The following is a 23,187-nucleotide window of genomic DNA, read 5'->3' on the forward strand; positions in this document are numbered from 1 at the left end:
GGACCTAGCGGCCGGACGTGTTGCCGTTGCAGGCGACGTACGACGGCGAGTGGTCGACCGTGAAGATCTCGAGCGGGCCGTTCCACTGCCACGGCGCGACGCAGGCGTTGTTCAGCACGCTGATGCCGTGACCACCGGCGGCGTGGTTGTCGTTGCACGCGGCGTAGCCGGGGGCGTGGCCCTCGTGCAGCAGCGAGATCGGGCCGTTCCACTGCCACGGCGCGGCGCAGAGGTTGTCGGCAACGCTGATGCCGCCGGAGCGGTCGTGCTCGCCGGCGGAGGCGGGAGCAGCGGCAGCCAGGAGGGCGCCACCGATGACAGCGGTCGCGAAGAGCGTCTTCTTGATCATGCGACTCTCATCGACCGGTCACGCTCTGTCCTTTATGGACGTCACCCCATGTGTCAGAAAACGTCACACAGGAAGGGGACGCGAGCTCCATTCGCCGTGCGGGACGAGCTGAGCTGTGCGAACGTCGTCGATTCCGCGTTCGAGGCGGATCAGCAGATGATCATCGTTCAGGCGTTCCGCGACACCCTCGCCCCACTCGACGGCGACCACGGCGTCGACCAGGTCCGTGTCGAGGTCGAGGTCGTCCAACTCGTCCAGGTGACCCCCGAGCCGGTACGCGTCGACGTGCACGAGCCGCACGCTCCGCCCCTGCGCCGGTTCGTGCACGCGGGCGACGACGAACGTCGGCGAGGACACCCGGCCCTGCACGCCCATGCCGCGCGCCAGACCGCGCACGAACGCCGTCTTGCCTGCTCCCAGGGGCCCGGCGAGCAGCAGGAGGTCTCCCGCGCGCACGAGTTCACCCAGCTTGCGGCCGAACTCCTCGGTGTCCTCCACCAGGGGCAGTTCGACGGTCTTCACGCTCGGCGCCACCACTTCTTCCGATTCTCTCCGCGATCGGCCGCGCAGCGTTCGACGAGCGCGACCAGGTGGTCGTTGACGAGATCAGCCTGCTCCATCATCACCATGTGCCCGGCACCGGGGGCCCGGACGAGGGTGGCGTGCGGCATCTCCTCGGCCATCCGCTCGGCGTGCGAGAACGGCGTGAGCTTGTCCGCGTCGCCGCTCAGGATCAGCACCTCGCAGTGCCGCAGACCCGCCAGCGCCTTGTAGCGGTCGTGCGTGCCGAGGGTCTCCAGGAACTCGGTGAGCACCTTCACCGTCGTCCCGTTGATCATCTTCTCCATCAGGTCCACGAGGGACGGCGCCACCTTGCGGTCGCCGAACGCCCCCATGCGGATACCGCTCCAGGTAAGGCTTTTCGCGCTCTTGCGCACCCACTCGACCAGCCCCGGCTGCACACCGGCGAGCCGGCCGACGCCGAGCGTCACCGGGTTGTAGCGCGACAGCACGGACTTCGGCAGCCCCGCACCGCCCACCGCGCCGGCGGCCGTGCCGATCAACGCGACGCCGCGCACCCGTTCCTCGAAGAGCTCCGGGTGCTTCTCGGCCAGCGCCATGATCGTCATGCCGCCCATGGAGTGGCCGACGAGCACCAGCGGGCCCTCGGGCACGACCGAGCGGATCACCGAGTCGAGGTCGAGCGCGAGCTGGTCGATCGTGCTGTGTTCGGGCGTCGAGCGGCCGGACCGGCCGTGGCTGCGCTGGTCGTAGAGCACCTGGTGCACGCGTGGATCGATCAGCTCGGCCAGGTCGCGGCGCTGGAAGTGGAAACAACGGCGGTCCAGCGCGAACCCGTGCACCAGCACGACGGTGATGTCCGGCTCGCCGCCGTCCGCGGGGTCGACCTCCTCGACGGAGATCGGCACGCCGTCCTCCGCGGCCACCGTCGACTCGCGATCGGGCCTCAGCAGTCCCAGCGGCTCGTCGGCGAGGCTGTCGGTCGCGGTCTTGCGCTCGTGCGAGACCTTCGCGGTCTGCGCCACGGCCGCACCGGCCACGACGGCGCCGACCGCGCCACCGACCCACCCGACGACCTTCCACACCGGCTTCACTTGTAGATCCTCCGCACCCGCGGCCGGTACATCCCGCAGACGATCTCGTAGTCGATCGTCCCGGTCAGCTCCGCCCACTCCGTCGCCGTCGGCTCCCCCCGGCTCCCGTCGCCGAACAGGACGACCTCGGCACCCTCCGCGATCTCGTCGTCCCCGCAGTCCACGACGATCTGGTCCATGCAGACACGGCCCGCCACCGGGCGGCGCCTCCCTTCCAGGAGCACCTCCATCCGCCCGGAGAGCGCTCTCGGAACGCCGTCCGCATATCCGGCAGGCACCAGTGCCAGCGTCGTGTCCTTCTGCGCGGTCCATGTCATCCCGTAGGAGACGGACTCACCTGCGGGGATACGTTTCGTGAGCGCCACGTGCGACCGGTAGCTCATGACCGGCCTCAGGTCGTGGTCCGTCGGCACCGGGTTCAGCCCGTACATCGCGATGCCGGGCCTGACGATGTCGAAGTGCAGGTCGGGCCTGGTCAGCAGGGCCGCCGAGTTCGCGATGTGCCTCTTCGGGTCGAGGCCGTACGACCGCGCCACCTCGTAGGCGTCGTCGAACCGCTTGGCCTGCAGGTCGATCGAGGGGTCGCCGATCTCGTCGGCGGAGGCGAGGTGCGACCAGACGGCCACGACCTCGTGCTTCCTCGCGGCTTCCACGAGCGCGGGCCAGTCGTGCGGCTGGCAACCGTTGCGGCTCAGGCCGGTGTCGATCTTCAGGTGGAGCCGCGGCCGCGCGTCGGCCTCGTCGGCCGCCTGCTCGACCCTGCGCAGGTCGGAGAGGGAGGCGACGGACATCTCCACGTCCGCGGCGAGACCGGCCGCCAGGTCCTCGTCCGGGGCGTCGAGCCACGCGAGGATCGGGGCCTGGATGCCTGCGGCGCGCAGGGCGAGGGCTTCCTGCGTGCTGCACGAACCGAGCCAGGTCGCGCCCGCTTCGAGGGCGGCACGGGCCACCTGGACCGCGCCGTGGCCGTAGCCGTCCGCCTTGACGACGGCCATCGTCTCGGAGGACGGCGCGAGGCCGGCGAGCAGGGCGACGTTGTGCCGCAGCGCGCCTAGGTCGACGACAACTTCTGAACGGGCCATAACCTGTTCATCGTGCCATGTCAGCCGCTCGGAAGGACTATGGCGCAACTCGCAGCGACCGGATCGCGTCCGGAACCGCCTCCATCAACCCCGAGGCCGGCACCGGGGCGCCGTTCGCACCCAACTCCGCAGCCAGGACGTGCGCGTACGCCGCGTACCCGGCTGCCAGGAACGGGTCCAGGCCACTCGCCAGCAGCGCGCCGATGATCCCCGACAGCACGTCCCCGGACCCTGCCGTCGCGGGCCACGACGACGTCGCCGAGTTCACCAGCGCCCGTCCGTCCGGCGCCGCCACGACGGTCCGATGGCCCTTGAGCAGCACCACGGCGTTGAAGCGCTGAGCGGCTTTCCTGGCCGCCGCGACGCGATCCGCGCCGACCGGACCGGCCAGGCGTTCGAACTCGCGGTCGTGCGGGGTCAGGACCAGGGCCGCGTCGGGGTCGCGGGCGTCCCACAGCGACGGGTTCGCGGCGAGCAGCGTGATGGCGTCCGCGTCGGCGATCACGGGGACCCCGGCGTCCAGCACGGACCTCAGGACCTCGGCGGACGACGGGCCCGTGCCCATGCCGGGACCAACGACCCAGGCCTGCACGCGGCCGGCGTCGGTGATCGAGCCGGTGCAGATCGTCTCGGGCCAGCGAGCGCGGATGGCGTCGGCGGCCGGGCCGGCGTAGCGGACCATGCCGGAGGTCGCGAGCACGGCCGCGCCGGTGGAGAGCACCGCGGCGCCGGGATAGGTCGAACTGCCGGCCGCCACGCCCGTGACTCCCTGGGTGTACTTGTCGTCGGACGGGCCCGGCACCGGCCAGGTGATGTCGGAACGGTCGAGCAGCACGAAGTCGGGGTCGGACGGCCGCAGGCCGATGTCGACCAGGTGCACCTCGCCGCAGTCGGCCAGCGCGTGCACCGGCTTCAGGCAGCCGAACGTGACGGTGGTGTGCGCCCGCACGTGCGGACCGGAGATCTCACCGGTGTCCGGGTCGATGCCGGACGGCAGGTCGACGGCCAGGATCGGGGCGTTCACCGAGGAGACGAGCGCAGCCGCGTCCGGGCGCAACGGGCCGCGTGCGGACAGGCCGACGATGCCGTCGATCACCAGGTCGGGAGTGCCTACAGACGAGACGACCCGCCCACCTGCCTTGCGAAAGGCCGCGAGCCCCTCGGCATGGGCCTTGGCGGGGTTGAGCAGGACCGCAGACACCGCGACCCCGCGGCGACGCAGGAAGTAACCGGCCCACAGGGCGTCGCCGCCGTTGTTGCCCGCACCCACGAGCAACGTGACACGGCGGCGGCCCTGCAAGAGCCTCAGGGCGTGGGTGGCCACACCGAACGCGGCCTTGCGCATCAACGAGCCCGGCGGGACCACCGCCATGAGCTCCTCTTCAGCGGACTTGACGCGTTCGGTGTGCCAGACGCCTCTCACTCACTCGACGGTAACCGACTTCGCCAGGTTGCGAGGCTTGTCGACGTCGTAGCCGCGGGCGGTCGCGATCTCGGCCGCGAGCACCTGCAGCGGGATCGTCGAGATGAGCGGCTGCAGCAGCGTCGGGACGGCCGGGATCTCGATCAGGTGGTCGGCGAACGGACGGACCGTCTCGTCGCCCTCCTCCGCGATCACGATCGTGCGGGCGCCACGGGCCTGGATCTCGCTGATGTTCGACACCAGCTTCGAGTGCAGAACGGCACGGCCCTTCGGCGACGGCATGACCACGACGACCGGCAGGCCCTCCTCGATCAGCGCGATCGGACCGTGCTTGAGCTCACCGGCCGCGAAGCCCTCGGCGTGCATGTACGCGAGTTCCTTGAGCTTCAGCGCGCCTTCGAGGGCCACCGGGTAGCCGACGTGGCGGCCGAGGAACAGCACCGCCTTCGAGTCCGCGAGCTCCCGACCGAGGGCCTTGACCTGGTCAATGGTGCCGAGCACGCGCCGCACGGCCTCGGGCATGGCCTCCAGCTCGTGGAACTCGCGGGCGACCTCGTCCGGGTACTTGGTGCCGCGGGCCTGCGCCAGGGCCAGGCCGACGAGGTAGTTCGCGGCGATCTGGGCGAGGAACGCCTTCGTCGACGCGACACCGATCTCCGGACCGGCGTGCGTGTAGAGCACGGCGTCGGACTCACGCGGGATCTGCGCGCCGTTGGTGTTGCAGACGGCCAGGACACGGGCCTTCTGCGCACGGGCGTGACGCACCGCCTCCAGCGTGTCCGCGGTCTCGCCGGACTGCGAGACGGCGACGACGAGCGTGTCGCGGTCGAGCACCGGGTCGCGGTAGCGGAACTCGGAGGCCAGCTCGACCTCGACGGGCAGGCGGGTCCAGTGCTCGATCGCGTACTTCGCGACGAGACCGGAGTGGTAGGCGGAGCCGCACGCGATGACGAAGACCTTGTCGACGTCACGCAGGTCCTGGTCGCTCAACCGCTGCTCGTCGAGGACGATCCGGCCGTTCGCGAAGTGGCCGCGCAGCGTGTTCGCCAGCGCCTCCGGCTGCTCCTCGATCTCCTTGAGCATGAAGTACTCGTGGCCGCCCTTCTCGGCGGCGCTGAGGTCCCAGTTGACCGTGAACGGCTTGGCCTGCGCGGGCACGCCGTCGAAGTCGGTGACCTCGTAGCCGGAGCGGGACAGCACGACCATCTGGTCCTGGCCCAGTTCGACGGCTTCCTTGGTGTGCGCGATGAACGCGGCCACGTCGCTCGCGACGAAGTACTCGTTGTCGCCGACACCGACGACCAGCGGCGAGTTCCGGCGCGCGGCGACGACCGTGTCGGGCTCGTCGGCGTGCGTGAAGACGAGGGTGAACGCGCCCTCCAGGCGGTTCACGACCTTGCGCACGCTGGCGACCAGGTCGCCCTTCGTGTCGCCGTCCGCGTACGCGAAGGACACGAGGTGCGCGACAGTCTCGGTGTCGGTGTCGGACGTCATCTCGACGCCGAGGCCTTCGAGCTCGGCGCGCAGCGCGAGAAAGTTCTCGATGATGCCGTTGTGCACCACGGCGACGCGGTTCGTCGTGTCGCGGTGCGGGTGCGAGTTCTTGTCGATCGGCGCGCCGTGCGTCGCCCACCGGGTGTGACCCATGCCGACGGTGCCCACGAAGTTCTCGCGGCCCACCTCGTCGAGCAGCGTCTCCAGGTTCTGCAGCCGTCCGGCCTTGCGTTCGACGGCGAGGTCGTCGCCTGTCACGACCGCGACACCCGCCGAGTCGTAACCCCGGTATTCGAGGCGCCTCAGCCCGTCCAGCACGACGTCGAGCGCCGACTGGTGACCCACGTATCCCACGATTCCGCACACGGAAAACAGACTAGCTAGACCACGCCACTAACCCTAATGAGTGAGCGAGGTACGTCACCGCAGGTCAGCGACACAGGTGGTGTAGACCAATCTCGGGTGTGGTGCGCGCGACAGGATCGACTACGGTTCACCCCATGGCTCGCCGCGTGATCACGCTGACCGCGAAACAGGCCCTCGAGCAGCTCAGCAGGCCCGGACCGCACCCCGTGCTGCGCGGCGACCTCGCGCTCGTCGGCCTGCCGGGCGTGATCTTCACGCCGCAGTCCGGCCTGGGTCTGCCCGCCGTCGCTTTCGGACACGGCTGGATGCAGCCCGTACGGCGTTACCACGGCCTTTTGCGGCACCTGGCGTCGTGGGGCGTGGTCGCCGCGGCTCCGGCCGTGGAGCGCGGCCCGCTGCTGTCGGCACGGGTGCTGGCGGCGAACCTGCTGACCACTTTGGACATCAGCACCGGCGTGCGGCTCGGCACCGGTGAGATCAGCGTCGACCCCGCCCGGCTCGCGCTGGCCGGGCACTCGATGGGCGGCGGCGCGGCGGTGCTGGCGGCGGCGGGTTCGGACCGCGTCCGGGCCGTTGTGACTTTGGCCGCAACGGAGACGCGCCCGTCCGCACTGGACGCGGCACGGGAGGTGCGCGCGCCCGGCCTGCACCTCGCGGCCGGCGAGGACCGCATCGCACCGCCGGTCGGCCACTCCGAGGCGATCGCCCAGGCGTGGGGCGGTCCCGTGCAACTGCGGCTGCTGCCCAAGGCCTCGCACCTCGGGTTCACCGAGGGCAGGCACTGGAGCGAACTCATGCTCGACGGCAGTTCCGAACGGGGTGCGCACAAGCTCGGACGCGCGTTCATGACGGCGTTCCTGCTGCGGGTGATGACCGGCGACCGGACGTACGACGAACTGCTCGACAGCGACCTGAAGACCGCGAACCTGGTGTTCCAACGGGAAGCCCTGCCTCAGCGCTGACGCTTCCGGCCCCGGTGCGAGTCGCACGCGGGGCCGGAAACCAAGTCAGCTGAGCCAGGTCTGGCCGCTCAGGTCGTCATCGTCGTCCACGGGTGCCGGACGGCGCCGGTGAACCGGCGGAGGCGGCGCGACCGGCGGCGGAGGCGGGGGCGGCACCGGAGCGGCCACCGGCGCCTGCTGCTGTTGTGCGTAGCCGCCGTCGTCGTCCTCCGGGCCGAACGCCATCTCGCCCGTGCCGCGGTCGGGACGATCCCACTGCGGCTTGCGCGGCTGCTGCCTCTCGCCCTGCTTGGTCAGGTTCTCGGCGCTCTCGCGAGCGTCGGCCTGATCGCGCTTCTGCTTGGCCTCGCGCGCCTCGATGTCGGCGGCGACCTTGTCCTGGTTCGCCTTGAGCTCCGCCGAGACCTCGGCGGTGGAGCGGCGCGTCTTGGCGAGGTTGTCGTCGAACAGCGCCTGGACGCGCGGGTCCACTTCCCCGATCATCGCCATGGGTTGGCGGCCTCTCCTCGGTCTTCACCCAGCGTGGTCTGCATGGCGCTCAACGGGTTGTTGTTGTCGTCGTCGAACAACGTGCCCGTGGTGCGCCACTGGCTGGCTCCGCGCTCGGAGTCGCCGCCCTGCTGGCCGCCTGCTCCGGCACCGCCCATGCCGCCACCCATCATGCCGCCGCCGCCCATCATGCCGCCGGAGGCCGCACCGCTCGGCGCCTGGCCGTGGGCGTCCTGCATGGACGGCAGGTTCGCGGAACCCGGCTGACCCGCTTCGGACGCGTTCGTGTTGAACGAGCCACCGTTGCTGTCACCGGAGTTCGGGCTGGTCCACGCGCTGTCGGCGCTCGACCCGAGCACGGACTCGCTGCCGCCGCCCGCACCACCGGTGAACGAGACGCCGGACGTCGTCGTGCTGTCCGAGGCCTGGGCGAACTGGGGGCTCTCCGCGGAGATCCTCGGCTCGCCGACGCTCGGCATGATGCCGTTGTCCTCGATGTAGCTGCGGGCCATCGAGTCCTGGAAGCGCTCGGCCACGTTCGGCGCGGCCTCACCCGGCTGGCTCCAGACCTGTTCCCCCGCGGGGGCGGGCATCGGCTGGAACTCCGCTTCGGCCGGCAGCGTCCTGACCTCGTCCGGGAAGTCGGCCTCCGGCGTGCGCAGGCCGTCCTCCAGCTTGGCGCCGTCGGCACCGCCCGCACCGGAACCGGACTCCGAGCCCGGGGTCTGCGCGGCCGGGTTCTCGTCCTCGCCGAAGCTCACGCCGACCTTGTCCGGCGTGCCGTCGCCGTCGTCCGCGGTCAGGTTGATCTCGCCGGTGTCGGCGTTGACCTCGGCCGTGAAGTTGACGCCGTCCTGCTCGATGTGGATCTTGCCGTCCTCGCCGACCTCGACGGGGATCGGGTTCGACTCCGAACCCAGCGGGCCGCCGGCCGTCGGGGCCGCGCCGCCACCGGGTGCCGGCGTGCCACCGGCGGCAGGGGTCTGCGCACCCGCCGTCGGGTTCGAGGCGGTGAGCTGGTTGGCCATGTTGGTGATGGCCTGCGTGCCGTTCTGCCCCATCAGGGCCTTCGCGGCCTCGGGGTTCTTGCTGAAGTCCAGGTCGTAGGTCTTCGGCTCGCCCTTGGGCGTGTCGATCGTCATCTTCACGTGCCCGTTCGAGTCGGGCTCCGTGACCTTGATCGTGTTGTCGCCGGCCGTGACCGTGACGGTCTCGAGCTTCTCCTCGGGCTTCGGCTCGTCGGGCTTGCCGTCACCGTCGAGGTCGTCGGGCTTGCCGTCGCCGTCGGTGTCACCGGGGACGTCGGGCTTGCCGTCGCCGTCCTTGTCGAGCGGGTTCTCCGGCTTCGGGATCTCCGGCGTGCCACCGCCGCCACCGCCGCCACTCGGACCGCCGCCACCACTCGGGCTGCCGCCGCCACCGCCGCCGTTGTTGTCGACCTTCTGCCGGCCGCCGCCACCCTGCTCGGTGAACGACGGGGCTTCGCCGACCGGACCGAACGGGTCCGTGCCGAAAGCGCCCTTCATGCCGGCGAACATGGCCTTGTAGTCGGCTTCGACACCGGTCTGCACGGCCTGGCAGTAACCGTCGAACGCCTTCTTCTTGCCGTCGAACTCGGCGCAGAGGGCCTTCAGCTTCTCCTTGGCGTCACTGATGATCTTGTCGCGGACGTCGGCGATCCAGCCGCCCCAGCCCAGACCGGAGAGGATGCCGAGCGGTCCACCGCAGATCGCGCCGATGACCGAGTTCTTGATCTCGCTGTGGACGCCGTAGACCCAGTCGAGGACGCCGCCGTCGTTCGGGAAGACGTCACCGTTCGCCTGCCGGATCGCCTCTTCGGCCTTCTCGACCGTCAGCCCGCCGCACGTTTCCGAGTACTGGTCGTGGATCTGCTGCGCGAAGTCCTTGACGTGCTTCTGCATGTTGGTCACGCCGCCGGTGATCGCACCGGGACCCGTGCCCGTCTGCTGCACGAACTGCTTCGCGGCGCCCGCGAACTTGCCCTGGTAGGCGCGCGCGGCCTGGGCCGCGGGGCCCTCCCAGGAGCCGAGTCCGTTCCAGGCGGAGCCCAGCACGTTGTCGTGCGCCTCGGCCTTCTTGACGTTCTCGGTGAGCTTGTGCGCGTCCTCGCGGAACTTCGCGAAGTCGATGTCGCGGACCTCGTCGTACTTGCGGTAGATGTCGCCCTCGAGGTTCGGCGCGGCACCCTGGTGGCCGCACGCCGGCGCGGCCTTCGCGTAGACGGGGATGAACTTCTCGAAGAAACGCAGGCCGGGGGCACCGGCGTCGAGCAGCGTGTTGCTGTTCGGCACGTCGCCCTGCTCGTTCAGCACCTTCTGGGTGGCGCCGAGCTCGCGCTCCTCGCCCGCCTTCTTGACGAGGGCGTCGGCGTCGCCACCCTCCATCGTGAAGGCGGCGTGCTGGGCTTCCTTGCGGATGTTGTTGCCCTCGAGAAGACCCATCGTCGGCGCCGCGAGGAGCACGCCCACGACGTGGTCGCCCACGCTCGGGTCGTCCGGAACGTCGACACCGTTCGCCTTGCCGTAGCGCTCGACCTCTTCCTGGGGAGCGCCGGCGCCGGCGAGGGCGCGCACGAGTTGCTTCTTGGTCTCCGGCGTGACGTTCGGGTCGTCGAGGAGCTTCTTGATCTCGGTCTGATCCGCCACGACTCGTTACCCCTTGAACTGGCTCGAGGTCTGCGCCTCGTTCGACTCGTACGTCTTGGCGACGTCCTTCAGGCGCGTGGCGATGCCGGTCGCCTCTTTGCCGAACTTCTCCAGGCTCGTACCGAACAGGTCGAAGTAGGACTTGTACTCGGCGGCGACGCCCTGGAACTTGCGGCCGACCTGCCCGGCTGTCACGCCCGGCACGATCGAGGGCTTCATCTGGATCAGTGCTGATCCCTCTGCCTCGTACGTCCCCGCGGTCTTCGTCAGATCGCCGGACTGCACACCGAAACCGGACATCGCTCGCCTCCCCTTGTCCCCGATCTGACGCAATTCGGTCTCATCGGGTTCCGCCATACAGTGCCAGCTCGGATCACACCGTGACCGGCGCTCGAAGATGTCGGTTGCCTTAGTAAACAGCCATTCGGCGCAAGCCGCTGTTGATCACCACTGATCGGGTTGCGGGCGGGTCACCAGCCGCCGGGGGCGGGCGGCTGCGTGCCGGGCGGAGGCTGCTGCGGGTACCCCTGCGGCGGGTACGGCTGCTGGGGCGGGGCCTGCTGCGGAAATCCCTGCTGCGGAAATCCCTGCTGGGGGTGGCCCTGCTGGTACGGCTGATGCCCGTACGGCTGCTGTGGGTGGCCGTAACCGGGCGGGAACGGGGGCTGGGTGACGGGCTTGCGCTTCGACGCCACGACAACGGCGACGACGACCGCGACCCCACCTCCCAGCAACACCAGGAGTACGAGCAACATCAGCACGGTCATCCCCAGCCCCCATCTGTCCTCAGTGCACCGAGGAAACCACACTCGCCAGGCGCTGCGCGGCGGACTCGGCCTGCTCGTGACTCGTGGCCTCGACCATCACCCGCACGAGCTGTTCGGTGCCGGACGGGCGCAGCAGCACGCGGCCGGTGTCGCCGAGCTCGGCCTCGACGGCGGCGACGGCCTCGCTGACCGACGCGGCCTTGGCCACGGCCGCCTTGTCGGTGACCTTCACGTTGATCAGGACCTGCGGCAGGCGGCGCATCACCGAGGCGAGGTCCGCGAGCGACTTGCCGGTCTCGGCCATGCGGGCCATCAGGCGCAACGCGGTGAGCAGGCCGTCGCCGGTGGTCGCGTGCGCGGGCAGCACGACGTGGCCAGACTGCTCGCCACCGAGGGAGTAGCCGCCGGCCTTGAGGTCCTGCAGCACGTAGCGGTCGCCGACGGCGGTGGTGCGCAGCTCGATCTTGGACTCGCGCATGGCGATGTGCAGGCCCAGGTTGCTCATCACGGTGGCGACGAGCGTGTCCTCGATCAGCTCACCCGCGTCGCGCATGGCGATCGCGAGGACAGCGAGGATCTGGTCGCCGTCGATCAGGTCACCGTTGGCGTCCACGGCGAGGCAGCGGTCGGCGTCACCGTCGTGCGCGATGCCGAGGTCGGCACCGTGCTCGCGGACGGCGGCGGCCACGACGTCGATGTGGGTGGAACCACAGCCGTCGTTGATGTTGAGGCCGTCCGGGGTCGCGTTGATCGCGATCACCTCGGCCCCGGCGCGGCGGTACGCGTCCGGTGCGGCCACCGACGCGGCACCGTTCGCGCAGTCCACCACGACCTTGAGGCCGTCGAGGCGGTGCGGTGTGACCTTGAGCAAGTGCTCCACGTACTGGGTCTCGGCGTCGGCGATGTCGCGCACGCGGCCGATGGCGGCACCGGTCGGCCGGTCGAAACCGGCGCCCATGTGCTGTTCGATCTCGTCCTCGACCGAGTCGGGCAGCTTGTGACCGCCGGCGGCGAAGAGCTTGATCCCGTTGTCCGGCATCGCGTTGTGCGACGCGGAGATCATCACGCCGATGTCGGCGCCGAGCGCGGCGACCAGGTACGCGACGGCGGGCGTGGGCAGGGCACCGACGCGCAGCACGTCCGCACCGGCCGAGGTGAGGCCGGCGGTGACGGCGGCGTCGAGCATCTCACTGCTCGCCCTGGGGTCGCGGCCCACGACGGCGACGGGGCGGTGGGTGCGGTCGTGCTCGGCGAGCACCCGTGCCGCCGCGGCGGCGACGGACATCGCGAGCTCGGGCGTGAGATCGGCGTTGGCGAGACCGCGGACTCCGTCGGTGCCGAACAGGCGGGCCATGGAACCTCCGATGTGGACACTGCAAGGCGGCGGGGACAGACCCGGAAGAACCCCGGAAAACACTGCGGGAGCAGCAGTTCGGAATGAACTGCTGCTCCCGCAGGTACAGCTGGATGACACTCGGGCCGCGAGGAGTCCCCGCGGTCACCGCGGAGGAGCAGTCGCCTGACGAACGCAGACACGGCTCGCCCCGCGGCGGAGCATCAACGCTTGGAGTACTGAGGCGCCTTGCGGGCCTTCTTCAGACCGTACTTCTTGCGCTCCTTGACCCTCGGGTCACGGGTGAGGAAGCCGGCCTTCTTCAGGGCCGGGCGGTCCTCGGAGTCGACGGCGATCAGCGCACGCGCGATGGCGAGACGCAGCGCACCGGCCTGGCCGGTGATGCCGCCGCCGTGCAGGTTCGCGATGACGTCGAAGGTCTCGGGCTTCTCCGTGGTGACGAGCGGCTCCTTGATGAGCTGCTGGTGCACCTTGTTCGGGAAGTAGGTCTCGAGGGTCTTGCCGTTCAGCGTGAACTTGCCGGTGCCGGGCACGAGGCGGACGCGAACGACGGCCTCCTTGCGGCGACCGACGGTCTGCGCGAGGTGCGCGGCGCCGTTCAGCGAGGGCGCGACCACCGGCGCGGACGTCTCTTCGACGACCTCGGCCTCGGCGTCGGCCTCGTCGGAAGCGTCGGCCTCGACGGCGTCGGCTTCAACGGCGTCGGCCTCGACAGCTTCGACCTCAGGAGCGTCGACGACCTCGGCCTCGACAACCTCGGCCTCGACCTCGGGGGTCTCGACCTCAGGGGTCTCGTTCTCAGGGGTGGTCACAGGAACTTCCTCGGTGTGTTCGTCGCTCACTGGGCGATCTTCTTGATCTCGAAGGCCTGCGGCTGCTGCGCCTCGTGCGGGTGGCTCGGGCCTGCGTAGACCTTGAGCTTGTTCGCGATCTGACGGCCCAGGCGGTTCTTGGGCAGCATGCCCTTGATCGCCTTCTCCACCAGACGGTCCGGACGGGTGTCCAGGACCTCGCCGAAGGACTGCTTGCGCAGACCACCGGGGAAGCCGGAGTGGCGGTACTGGAACGCCTGGTCGCGCTTCGCACCGGTCAGAGCGACCTTGTCAGCGTTGATGATGACAACGAAGTCACCAGTGTCAACGTGAGGCGCATACGTCGGCTTGTGCTTGCCGCGCAGCAGCGTCGCGGCCTGGGTGGCGAGCCGGCCGAGCACCACGTCCTGGGCGTCGATAACGTGCCAGGTGCGGGTCACCTCACCGGGCTTCGGGCTGTACGTGCGCACGGATCTACCTCGTCGTCACTTGCGTCTGGGGTCACTGCGGCGGTTGCCCCAGACCGATCTTGGACTTGCCAAGCGATGGTTCCGAGACAGACGCGGCACACACGGGCGCCAGCTACCGCACAACAACGTCAGAAGATACCGGATGGGTGGCGCGGGGACCAAAACGGGTCCTCCGAAGCGCCTTCCCGTGGACATACGCGAGCCCCGGACCACGTGGTTCCGGGGCTCGCGAAGGTGTAGCTGGGGGCTGACTGGCTTACCAGCGGCCCGTGTTCGCCTTCTCAGCCTGCTCGTAGGCCTCGCCGGCCTGGCCGACGGCGGTACCGATGGCGGCGAGGACCTTCTGCAGGTCGGCAGCAGCGTCGTCCCACTGCTTCTGGGCGACCTGGTACGCCTCGGCAGCGGCACCTTCGTAGCCGGCGAGGGTCTTCACGACCTCGGCGCGGAGCTCGTCCAGCTGGGCGTCGACCTGCGTGGCCGAGCTGCTGATCGTCTGGGACGCATTCGCGATCTCGGCGAACGTAACCTCGAGAACCATTTCATCTCCCCTTGAAAGTCAAAAAGTCAGAAGGTCTTGCGGGACTGCGAACTTCAGCAGCGAAGGATCAGCCGTTGAGACGGGCGCCGATGCCGGAGATGGAGGACTTGTTGTCCTCTTCCTGGCGGGCGTAGACGTCGGCGGAGCTCGCGATCGACTCGGCGATCGTGTTGAGCGCCTGCGACACCTTGCGGGCGTCCTCGTTGTAGCGGTCCATCAGGGTCTTGAAGGCGACGGCAGAGTCACCCTTCCAGCTGGCGCCGACCTGGTCGACGGCGGCGGCAACCTGGCGGAGGGTGCCCTGGGTCGACTCGTCGACCTGGATGATCCGCTTGGCCAGGGCGTCGAGCTCGGCAGCGGTAACGGTCAATGCCATTGGGAGATGCCCCCTTCAGAGAACTTCAGGTCACGTACTTCTTGGTTCGTACGCCTCTTACGACGCATGACCATGCCATGCCGGTTCCACCCTGTCGCGACTTCTTCGGAAGTAGTTGCGCTAGTAAACGTCGCCGGGTGAAACCGGGAGTCAGTAGAGGATTCGCGACTGCGAAAAGTCCTCGTCATCGTCACTCACACGGGGAAGCTGACCACTCGGACCGGCGACGGCCGAAGAACCGAGAGTCACCCGTTCCGTCTCAACTGGAAAGGGAACGGCCGGTCCGGCGGTGTCCGGCACCTGCTCGACCGCCAGACCGCGGTCGGTGCGGAACCCCGTGGCGGCGTCCCGGACGTCGGCCGGGGTGGCCCTGGCGCCGGGCTCGGTCCCGCGCTCACGGGCCCGCGCCGCGAGGTCACGTGTGTGTTCCCGCAGCTTGGCGTTGCGTTCACCGATCTCACCCGACGCGCGACGGGCGCGGGTGACCGCTGCTCCGACCTCGGCGCGGAACCGGGCGAGGACCTCGGTGGCGGACATCGGCGACTCCCTGACGTTGCGGGCTAGGACTTGATGACGAGCGAGCGGACGATCTGCTCGCAGGCGGTGGCGACCTGGGCTTTCACGGCCTCCGCCGCCTGGCAGCCCACGCTCACCTGCTTGTCGCGGGCGAACTGGATGTACCACTCGACCGCGGTCTCCCCGACGACTTCGCGATAGTGAACAACAGATTTTCCCGCGAATGTGGCCTTGTCGGAGAAGTCGGTGACCTCGTCACCTTTCTCCTTGCGTTGCTCATACGTGTTCTTCAACTCACCGAGTGCGCGTGGGCGATCCGAGTCGCTGTTGTACTCGAGAGTTTGCTCTTGCACAGCAATACGCGCTTCCGGCTGTTTGCCATCGGAATTCTTTTGCCCGGCCGGTTGCAAAAGCACCTGCCGCTGGAGGGCGGCGCCGCCCGTCTGTTCCCACCCGTCCGGGCGCGTGAAGCTGTAGTCGTAGACGGCGATCTGGTCGCCCTGCGGCGCCGGCTGCTCCGGCGTCCCCTTGGGCTTGAGCCAGTAGTAGGCGCCGACGCCGGCCGCCACGAGCACGATCACCGCACCGATCGCGACGAACAGCGGCGTCCTGCTCTTCCGCGGTGGCGAGGGCGGCGCGGCCGGAGGGAACGAGGGGAACTGCCCCGAGGGCGGCGGTGTGATCCGGCGGGTGATCTTGCGGGTGGTCTCGTCGCCGACGCGGAGGTTGTGAGTCACCTCACCGGAAGGCGCCTTCGGCTGGGGCTGCCGGGCCATGCCGCCGGTCCGTTCCGGATCGAGGCTGACCGCCCGCAGCGCGCCGCGGGCCACCACCGTCTCCGGCTGGTCGATGCTCGTGGGCACCACGCCGATCTGCTCGTGCACCATGCGCGCAACGAGCGGGATCCGGCTGGAGCCGCCGACCAGGAACACCCCGGCGAGTTGCCGGGGCGCCAGACCGGCGTCGCGGACGGCGGCACCGGCCAGCGCGGCCGCCCGGCCGATCGGCGCGGTGATCAGCTGCTCCAGGTCCGACCGCGTCACGTGCGCGTCGGGGAACGGCGGCGGCATGGGCACGTCGGTGTAGGCGTGCCGGGACAACGTCTCCTTGGCACCGCGCACGTCCTGCCGCAGCACCCGCCGCTTGCGCCGGTCGTTCATCTCACGGCCCTCGACGAGCTGCTGCCACGCCTCGGGGTCCTTGGCCGCGACCAGCCCGCCGACGTGCTCGAGCAGCGCCTGGTCGATGTCCGCGCCGCCGAAGGTCGGGTCGCCCTTCGCGGACAGCACCCGGAAGCTCCTGCCCGCCCGTGCCACCACGCTGGCGTCGACCGTGCCGCCACCGAGGTCGAGGACCGCGAGTGCGGCACCGTCCGGAATGGAGTGGCTCGCGGAGTGGAAGACGGCGGCGGCGACGGGTTCCGGCACCAGCACGAGTTCGCGGCCGAGACCGCGGCCCGCCTGCAGCAGAACCCGCGTGCGGACCGTGCCCCAGTCGGCGGGGTGGGTGAGGACGAGAAGGTCGACCGGCGCTCCGCCACCCACGCGGCGTGCTTCGCCCACGGCTCGTGCCAGCACCGCGCGCACAACGTCCACAACGGGCAGCACGGTGCTGCCGAGCAACAGCTCCCCCTCGTCGACGCGGCGCTTCGGGTGCGGCTCGTAGCGAGCGGGATCGACCGCCGCCTGGCGTTCGGCCTCCTGACCGACGAACAACGTGCCGTCGGCGGCGGCGAACACGGCGGACGGCACGAGCGGCTGGCCGTCGAACACGACGACCTGCGGCTCCCGCCCGTGCGCGGAGATCGCCACGCAGGTGCTCGACGTGCCGAAGTCGACCGCGACGTGCAGGCTCATGCACCTTCCCCTCTTCCGCGCACATGCTTACCCGATGCGACTGGGCAGGACGACACGGATGACGAAGGTCGCCGTGACGAGTTCAGCGCATCGCCGCCACGCGTACGACCACCGGCACCTCGAACGCGGAACTCGACGTTCCCCCGTCACGTCTCTCGCCGGGCCCGCGCAAGGACAGCCCGCAGTCGTTCCTCCGCGTCGGCGTCACCCGCGTCGGCGTAGTTCTCCAGGGCCGCGGTCGCCACGTCGACCGCCACGCCCGCCAGACCGAGCGCGAGATGCGCCTCCGCGAGCACCGCGAGCGCCCGCGCGGTTCCGCGCCGCTCTCCCAGCGACTCGAAGACGTTCACGGCCTTCTCCGCACCGACGAGCGCGGCGTCCGCGTCGCCCAGCCCCAGGTCGGTGCGGGCCACGAGCACCGTGCAGTAGGCGGCACCCCTGTCGTCGCCGAGCTCGACCATCATGTCGAGCGCCTCGCCGGCCGCCGCCCTCGCCCGGTCGAAGTCGCCGGCGGTCAGCGCGGCCACGCCGATCCGGTTGAGCACCTGAGCGATCTCGTTGCGCTCACCCAGTTCCCGGCTGCTCTCCAGGGCTTCGTCCAGGACCTGTGCCGCTTCCTCGCGACGATCGAGACCCGCGAGCACACCGCCCAACTCCCGCAGCGCGCTCACGAGGATGCGCTGGACACCGCTCGCCCGTGCGGCGACCACCCCGCGTTCGGCGGTCTCGATCTGGGGCTCCCCGGTGTGCAGCGTCCGGAAGTACGCGATCGCCCCCAGTACGCAGGCCAGCTCCGCCTGGGCTCCGCCGGCCTCGAAGCCGGCCGCACACCGCTCGAACTCGGTGATCACGTCCTCGCTGACCCCTCGCGTCACCAACTGGCTCAGCAGCCGGTTGTGCGCACGCCAGGCGATCACGTCCTCGCCCTGGGCGAAGGCGGCGTCGCGGAGGAGCTCGCACATCCGCAGGATCCGCTCGTACGGGTGGAAGGAGTCGAGGTAGACGAACGCGCGGTGCATGAGGTTCTCAGCGGACTCGATCCAGCCGCGGTCCACGCAGAGCACGATCGCCCGGTCGATGTTGATCTGCTCGGCGAGCAGCCACTTCTCCCTGCTCTCGACCAACCCGGCGAGTTCGGATCCCTCCAGCGCGGTGGACCGCGTGATCGGGCGCTTCGGCATGTCGTCCGCGGCGAACCAGCCCTGCCCCGCGTCGTCGGCGAGTGTGATCATCACGTCGACGTACCGGCTCAGAGCCTCCTCGACGACGCGGGAAGGCTCCGCTTGCACCAGCTCCGCGGCGTAGACGGCGAGCAGGTCGTGCATGCGGTAGCGCGGTTCGCCGGTCACGTCGAGGCCGACCTCGTCGAGGAGGTTCGCCTCCACCAGCCGTTCGACCAGCCGTTCGCCGTCCCCTCCGGCCAGCACACCCACCGTCCAGGCCGCGACGTCGGTGGCGCCGAGCAGGCCGAGCCGCCGGAACGCCGTCGCCGCCTCGCGGGGCAACGCCTCGTAGCTCGGCCCGAACGTCGCGCGGACCTCCAGGTCACCGGTCGCGAGCTCGTCGAGCCGGCGCCGTTCGTCGGACAACCGACTGGCGAGCGACCGCAACGGCAACGACTCGCGGGCCGCGAGCCGGGCCCCGACGACCCTCAGCGCGAGCGGCAGCCCACCGCACGCCTCGACGATCGCGCGGACGGCGGCCCGGTCCGAGGCGGCACGGGACTCCCCGATGACGTTCCGCAGCAACGCCGTTCCGTCCTCGTCGTCCAGTGGCGCCAGCCGCAGGCTGTGCGCTCCCTCGATCTGGACGAGCCGCTGCCGGCTGCTGACCAGCACCGCGCACCCGGCCGTGCCCGGCAACAGCGGCCTGACCTGCTCCGGTCCCGCCGCGTCGTCCAGCACCACGAGCATCGCGCGATCGGCCAACTGGGCGCGGAACGCCGCGGCACGGGCCTCCAGGTCGTCCGGCATGCCGGTCACCGACATGCCCAGGGCGACCAGCAGCTCACCGAGCACGTCGGCGGGATCCCGCGGCGCGGAGCCGGCGCCGTTGAGCCGGACGAACAGCTGGCCGTCCGGGAAGCGGTCGCGCAACCTGTGCGCGGCGCTGATCGTGAACGCGCTCTTGCCCACGCCGGGAGCACCGCTGAGCACGACGACCGGGACCCGGCCGTCCGGGGCCAACTTCGCCTCCACCTCGCGCAGCAGCTGTTCACGGCCCACGAACGCCGGCGTGTCCGGCGGCAGCTGGCAGATCACCTGACGCCGGGGCGCCTCCGTCTCGCCGTTGAGCAGCGCGAGGTGCAGCCTCGTCAGTTCCGGCGAGGGGTCGACACCCAGCTCGTCGGCCAGCAGCGCGGTGATCTCGCGGTAGCTCTCGAGCGCCTCCGCCTGCCGGCCCGAGCGGGCCAGCGCCGTCATCCGCTGCGCCCAGAACCGTTCTCGCAACGGGTACCGCCGCACGAGTTCGCCCAGCTCGGCGACCAGCGGTTCGGCCTCGCCCCGCTCCAGGTCGGCGTCGATCCGGCGTTCCAGGACACCGACGCGTTCGTCCTCGAGCCGGGGCACCTCCTCGCGGTGCAACGCGTCCGAGGCCACGTCCGCCAGCGCCGGTCCGCGCCACAGCTCCGTCGCCGAGGTGAAGTCACCGGCTCGCACGAACTCGCGGAAGCGGAGCAGGTCGAGCTCGTGCGGTGCGACCTCGATCAGGTACCCGCCGGGGGTCGTGCGCACGCGGTTCGCCCCGCCGAGGGCCTGCCGCAGCCGCAGCACCGTCGTCTGCAGCGTCTTGTGGGCACGGTCCGCGGTCGGCGGTTCGCCGTCCCACAGGCGGTCCACCAGCTCGTCGACGGACACGAACCTGTTGGGGCGCAACAACAACGTCGCCAGGAGAACCCGGCCGCGACCGGCTGGGACGGAGACCGGTTCGCCGTCGGCCAGCACCTCGAGCGGGCCGAGCACGCGGAACTCGACGTTCACGATCACCCCCTGCCGCTCTCCCTCCCGGACAAGTCTGACACCCGTGTGGTCCGCAGCGTCTCGTTGCACAGTTCCTCGCGCAACAGGACCAGGTCGGTCGTCTCCGGCAGCCGGTGAGCTCCTCGACGGCGTTCCGCCTACTCCAACTCGGCCAGCCTGGCCGCGAGCGCCTCAGCCTGCTCCTCGTCCAGTTCACGCAGAAGATCCCCCGCACGTCGCCAGACCGCGGCGGCCTCCGCGCGCTCGTCGAGCTCGGCCAGGGCGCTGCCCAGGTCCTGCAGGGCCAGAGCTTCGTACTCGGAGTCGCCGAGCTCGGCCAAGGCCTTGGCAGCAGGTCCGAGCACGGCCACGGCTTCGGCGTGCCGTCCGAGTCCGGCGAGTGCTCTGCCCCGCACAGCGTGAATCCGCGCGAACACGTGCTCGTCCCTGTCGTCGAACTCGGTCGCGATGACGACGGCACGGTCGATCGCGACGAGAGCCTCGTCGTAGCGGCCGAGCTGGGTCAGCATGAAGCCGATGTTGGACCGCGCGGCGCTCTCCATGTACCTGTTCTCGATCTCGGCACTCACCTCGGCCGCCAGGCGTGAGGTGCCGAGGGCCTCCTCCACCTGACCGAGCCTCTCCTGGTGCGCGGCCAGGTTGATCAGGCCGGCCGCCTCCGCGGTCCGTTCCCCCGACTCGCGGACGGACCGCAGTCCCTCCTCGAAGCACGCCAGCGCGTCGTCGTGGCGTCCGAGGTCCGAGTAGAGACCAGCCAGCTTGAGCAGCAGGAACCCTTGCTCGCGGGCAGTCCCGAAGGTCTGGACCGCCTGGAACATCTCGATCGCTTCCGACCAGCGCGGCTGGTTGTAGACCAGGTACCTGTGCAAGTGCGTCGGGATCAGCAGCGCGAGCCGTTCCCACCCGCGTGCCGCGGCCTCCCGCAGGACCGCGTGGAGGTTGTCCCAGTCCTCCCGCACCCACGCCAGCGCGTCGAACCGCGAGGCGAACCCCCGCGGCACCACGCCCGACGTGATCTCGCCGGCCCGCACCAACGCGATCGGTTTCTCCACCAGAGCGGCGTTCTCGAGGGTGTGGACGTACCACTCGGTGATCCTCAGCGCGGCTGCCTCGTCGTCACCGCACAGCTCGACCGCATAGGCGCGCAGCAGGTCGTGCAGGCTGTACCGCCCAGGGGAAGGCGTATGCACGAGGGCATCTGCGACCAGCCGCTCCAGCAGCCGCCTGGCCTGGGCCACAGACACCCCGGCCACCGCGGCGGCGGCGCTCACGTCGAAGTTCTGACCGGGGTGCACCGACAACAGCCGGAACATCCGTGCCGACTCGTCGTCCAACGCCCGATACGACCACGAGAACACCGCACGGACGTCCACGTCGTAGAAGTCGCTGAACGCGTCGAGCCGCTCGTTGCGCAGCTCGGCCACGAACTCCCGCAGCGGCACGTCCGGGAAGCGCGCCACCCGTTCGGCGAACACGCGCAGCGCCAACGGCAGTCCGGCGCAGCGTTCGACGATCTCGCGCGCGGCCTCCGGTTCGGCGTCGAGCCGCCGTTCACCGAGCACGACCGCGAGCAACGACCGTGCCGCGTCGAACTCCAGCTCCCGCAACCCGATCGCGGTCGCGTCGTGCTGGGAGACGAGCGCGCGGAGCTGGTTGCGGCTGGTGATCAGCACCCGCACCCCCGCGGCGGCGGGCAGCAGGGGAAGGACCTGGCGCGCCGACGCGGCGTTGTCGAGCAGCAGCAGCAACCTCCGGTCGACCAGGGTGGTGCGCAGCAACGCGAACCGGGCGTCCGCGCCTGCCGGGACCTCGTCCACGCCGAGCCCGGCCAGCAACGTCTCCGCCGCGGCGGCGGGATCGACCGGCTGCGCCTCGGGATCGAACCCGCGCAGGTTCACGTAGAGATCGCCGTCCGGGTAGTTCTCACGAACGTCGCGAGCCCACTGCAACGCCAGCGCGGTCTTGCCGACGCCACCCACGCCGTGCACGACGGTGACGCCGGCCGTCGTGGCGAGTTCCCCGAGTTCGTCCTCGCGGCCCACGAAGTTCCGCACACCGTGCGGGAGCTGACGGGGCACCCGTACGCGCTTGCCGGGTGTCACCTCGGCTCGCAGGATCTGCTGGTGCAACTCCTGCAGCGCGGAACTGGGGTCGACGCCCAGTTCGTCGGCGAGCCTGTTCCGCAGGACCTGGTACGCGTTCAACGCCTCGGCCTGGTTGCCCGACCGGTACAGCGCGAGCATCAGATGCGACCAGAACTGCTCGCGCAACGGGTGATCGGCGACCAGCGACCTCAGTTCCGCCACCAGCTCACCGGACAACCCGCGGTCCAGATCCGCGTCGATGCGCCGCTCCAGCACCGTGAGCCGCTCGTCGACCAGCAGCGGCACGTCCTCGCGGTGCAGGCCGTCCGACACGACGTTGGCGAGCACCGCCCCGCGCCACAACGCCGCGGCCGCACCGAAGTCACCCGAACCCGCGAAGGCGCGAAACCGCAGCAGGTCCAGCTGGTCGGGTTCGACCACGGCGGCGTAACCACCGGTCCGGGTCTGCACGCAGTCCGCCTCACCCAGCGCGACCCGCAGCCGCCGCACGACCATGTGCAGCGTCTTGTGCGCGCGGTCGGCGTTCGGCGGGGCACCGTCCCACAGCCGGTCGACCAGCTCGTCCACCGGCACCAACTGGTTGGGGCGCAACAACAACGCGGCCAGCAACAGGTGGCACCGTCCGGAGGGGACGACTACCGGTTCGCCGTCGAGCAGAACCTCCAACGGCCCCAGCACGCGGTACTCGGCTCGCACACACCCCTCCAGGTCAACTGCAGTCTAGACGCCCTGTGATCGCTGTGTGAGCGAAGTGTGAGCGGCCTCGGGCAGAGTTCTCCTCAGCGGTGCTGGTGGCGAAGTTCCTGGGGGGCCACCAGCACCGCATCATCATTTTCCGGGTGATCCGGGCCTGTGACCGAAGTGTGAGCGCGACCGGGCACAGTGGTCCTCAGCCGGAACGACGACGGTGACATCGAAGTCTTGGGGGGATGTCACTCTCGCTGAACTCCCTCCGGGCCGCCCCT

20 protein-coding genes are annotated in these 23,187 nt (G+C 70.2%); 1 reads left to right on the plus strand and 19 read right to left on the minus strand.

Annotated elements, in window-relative coordinates; all coding sequences use genetic code 11:
- Positions 1 to 4: 4 nt before the first annotated feature.
- From PV646_RS07340 to glmS, 6 genes are all read right to left on the minus strand, one after another.
- Positions 5 to 349: a hypothetical protein gene (locus tag PV646_RS07340; protein ID WP_500340713.1), complete on the minus strand. Its 345-nt coding sequence runs from the start codon at positions 347 to 349 to the stop codon at positions 5 to 7.
- Between the two features lie 63 nt (positions 350 to 412).
- Complete coding sequence (tsaE, locus tag PV646_RS07345; RefSeq protein WP_500340714.1) at positions 413 to 871, minus strand: tRNA (adenosine(37)-N6)-threonylcarbamoyltransferase complex ATPase subunit type 1 TsaE; 459 nt, start codon at positions 869 to 871, stop codon at positions 413 to 415.
- Positions 868 to 1,965 carry an alpha/beta fold hydrolase gene (locus PV646_RS07350; protein WP_500340715.1) on the minus strand — a complete coding sequence of 366 codons (1,098 nt, stop codon included), beginning with the start codon at positions 1,963 to 1,965 and terminating at the stop codon, positions 868 to 870. The genes tsaE and PV646_RS07350 overlap by 4 nt, the downstream gene beginning before the upstream one ends.
- Positions 1,962 to 3,047 carry an alanine racemase gene (gene alr / locus PV646_RS07355; RefSeq protein WP_500340716.1) on the minus strand — a complete coding sequence of 362 codons (1,086 nt, stop codon included), beginning with the start codon at positions 3,045 to 3,047 and terminating at the stop codon, positions 1,962 to 1,964. Before alr ends, PV646_RS07350 begins: the two co-directional genes overlap by 4 nt.
- Positions 3,048 to 3,084: 37 nt before the next feature.
- Entirely contained in the window at positions 3,085 to 4,470 is a 1,386-nt protein-coding gene (locus PV646_RS07360; RefSeq protein WP_500340717.1) for an NAD(P)H-hydrate dehydratase, read from the minus strand.
- Positions 4,471 to 6,330: a glutamine--fructose-6-phosphate transaminase (isomerizing) gene (gene glmS, locus PV646_RS07365; RefSeq protein ID WP_500340718.1), complete on the minus strand. Its 1,860-nt coding sequence runs from the start codon at positions 6,328 to 6,330 to the stop codon at positions 4,471 to 4,473.
- A gap of 134 nt (positions 6,331 to 6,464) precedes the next feature.
- Here glmS and PV646_RS07370 point away from each other — a divergent pair, with 134 nt between their 5' ends.
- Positions 6,465 to 7,292: a dienelactone hydrolase family protein gene (locus tag PV646_RS07370; protein WP_500340719.1), complete on the plus strand. Its 828-nt coding sequence runs from the start codon at positions 6,465 to 6,467 to the stop codon at positions 7,290 to 7,292.
- Between the two features lie 45 nt (positions 7,293 to 7,337).
- Here the strand turns inward: PV646_RS07370 and PV646_RS07375 are convergent, their stop codons facing one another.
- The 13 genes from PV646_RS07375 to PV646_RS07435 all read right to left on the minus strand — a co-directional run bounded on the left by PV646_RS07375 (position 7,338) and on the right by PV646_RS07435 (position 22,918).
- Positions 7,338 to 7,781 (minus strand): hypothetical protein, encoded by a 444-nt coding sequence (locus tag PV646_RS07375; RefSeq protein WP_500340720.1) that lies wholly within the window; start codon positions 7,779 to 7,781, stop codon positions 7,338 to 7,340.
- Positions 7,772 to 10,447 (minus strand): hypothetical protein, encoded by a 2,676-nt coding sequence (locus tag PV646_RS07380; protein WP_500340721.1) that lies wholly within the window; start codon positions 10,445 to 10,447, stop codon positions 7,772 to 7,774. Before PV646_RS07380 ends, PV646_RS07375 begins: the two co-directional genes overlap by 10 nt.
- A 6-nt stretch (positions 10,448 to 10,453) precedes the next feature.
- Positions 10,454 to 10,747, minus strand: a complete 294-nt coding sequence (locus PV646_RS07385; protein ID WP_500340722.1) for a hypothetical protein — start codon at positions 10,745 to 10,747, stop codon at positions 10,454 to 10,456.
- Between the two features lie 170 nt (positions 10,748 to 10,917).
- Positions 10,918 to 11,214: a hypothetical protein gene (locus PV646_RS07390; RefSeq protein ID WP_500340723.1), complete on the minus strand. Its 297-nt coding sequence runs from the start codon at positions 11,212 to 11,214 to the stop codon at positions 10,918 to 10,920.
- A 19-nt stretch (positions 11,215 to 11,233) separates the two neighbouring features.
- On the minus strand, positions 11,234 to 12,568 hold the full coding sequence (glmM, locus tag PV646_RS07395; RefSeq protein ID WP_500340724.1) for a phosphoglucosamine mutase: 1,335 nt from the start codon (positions 12,566 to 12,568) through the stop codon (positions 11,234 to 11,236).
- A gap of 203 nt (positions 12,569 to 12,771) precedes the next feature.
- Positions 12,772 to 13,380 (minus strand): 30S ribosomal protein S9, encoded by a 609-nt coding sequence (gene rpsI, locus PV646_RS07400; protein ID WP_500340725.1) that lies wholly within the window; start codon positions 13,378 to 13,380, stop codon positions 12,772 to 12,774.
- A gap of 26 nt (positions 13,381 to 13,406) precedes the next feature.
- Complete coding sequence (gene rplM, locus PV646_RS07405; protein ID WP_189160352.1) at positions 13,407 to 13,850, minus strand: 50S ribosomal protein L13; 444 nt, start codon at positions 13,848 to 13,850, stop codon at positions 13,407 to 13,409.
- 256 nt (positions 13,851 to 14,106) lie between these two features.
- On the minus strand, positions 14,107 to 14,388 hold the full coding sequence (locus tag PV646_RS07410; protein WP_500340726.1) for a WXG100 family type VII secretion target: 282 nt from the start codon (positions 14,386 to 14,388) through the stop codon (positions 14,107 to 14,109).
- A gap of 67 nt (positions 14,389 to 14,455) precedes the next feature.
- Positions 14,456 to 14,764, minus strand: a complete 309-nt coding sequence (locus PV646_RS07415; RefSeq protein ID WP_500340727.1) for a WXG100 family type VII secretion target — start codon at positions 14,762 to 14,764, stop codon at positions 14,456 to 14,458.
- Between the two features lie 150 nt (positions 14,765 to 14,914).
- Positions 14,915 to 15,301, minus strand: a complete 387-nt coding sequence (locus PV646_RS07420; protein ID WP_500340728.1) for a hypothetical protein — start codon at positions 15,299 to 15,301, stop codon at positions 14,915 to 14,917.
- 23 nt (positions 15,302 to 15,324) lie between these two features.
- Positions 15,325 to 17,136: a type VII secretion-associated protein gene (locus PV646_RS07425; protein WP_500340729.1), complete on the minus strand. Its 1,812-nt coding sequence runs from the start codon at positions 17,134 to 17,136 to the stop codon at positions 15,325 to 15,327.
- Positions 17,137 to 17,282: 146 nt separating this feature from the next.
- Entirely contained in the window at positions 17,283 to 20,123 is a 2,841-nt protein-coding gene (locus tag PV646_RS07430) for an AfsR/SARP family transcriptional regulator (RefSeq protein WP_500340730.1), read from the minus strand.
- A 131-nt stretch (positions 20,124 to 20,254) separates the two neighbouring features.
- Positions 20,255 to 22,918 carry an AfsR/SARP family transcriptional regulator gene (locus PV646_RS07435; RefSeq protein WP_500340731.1) on the minus strand — a complete coding sequence of 888 codons (2,664 nt, stop codon included), beginning with the start codon at positions 22,916 to 22,918 and terminating at the stop codon, positions 20,255 to 20,257.
- Positions 22,919 to 23,187: the final 269 nt, after the last annotated feature.

Origin of the sequence: Streptomyces sp. ID05-26A, assembly GCF_033794685.1 — a bacterium.
GTDB lineage: Bacteria > Actinomycetota > Actinomycetes > Mycobacteriales > Pseudonocardiaceae > Lentzea.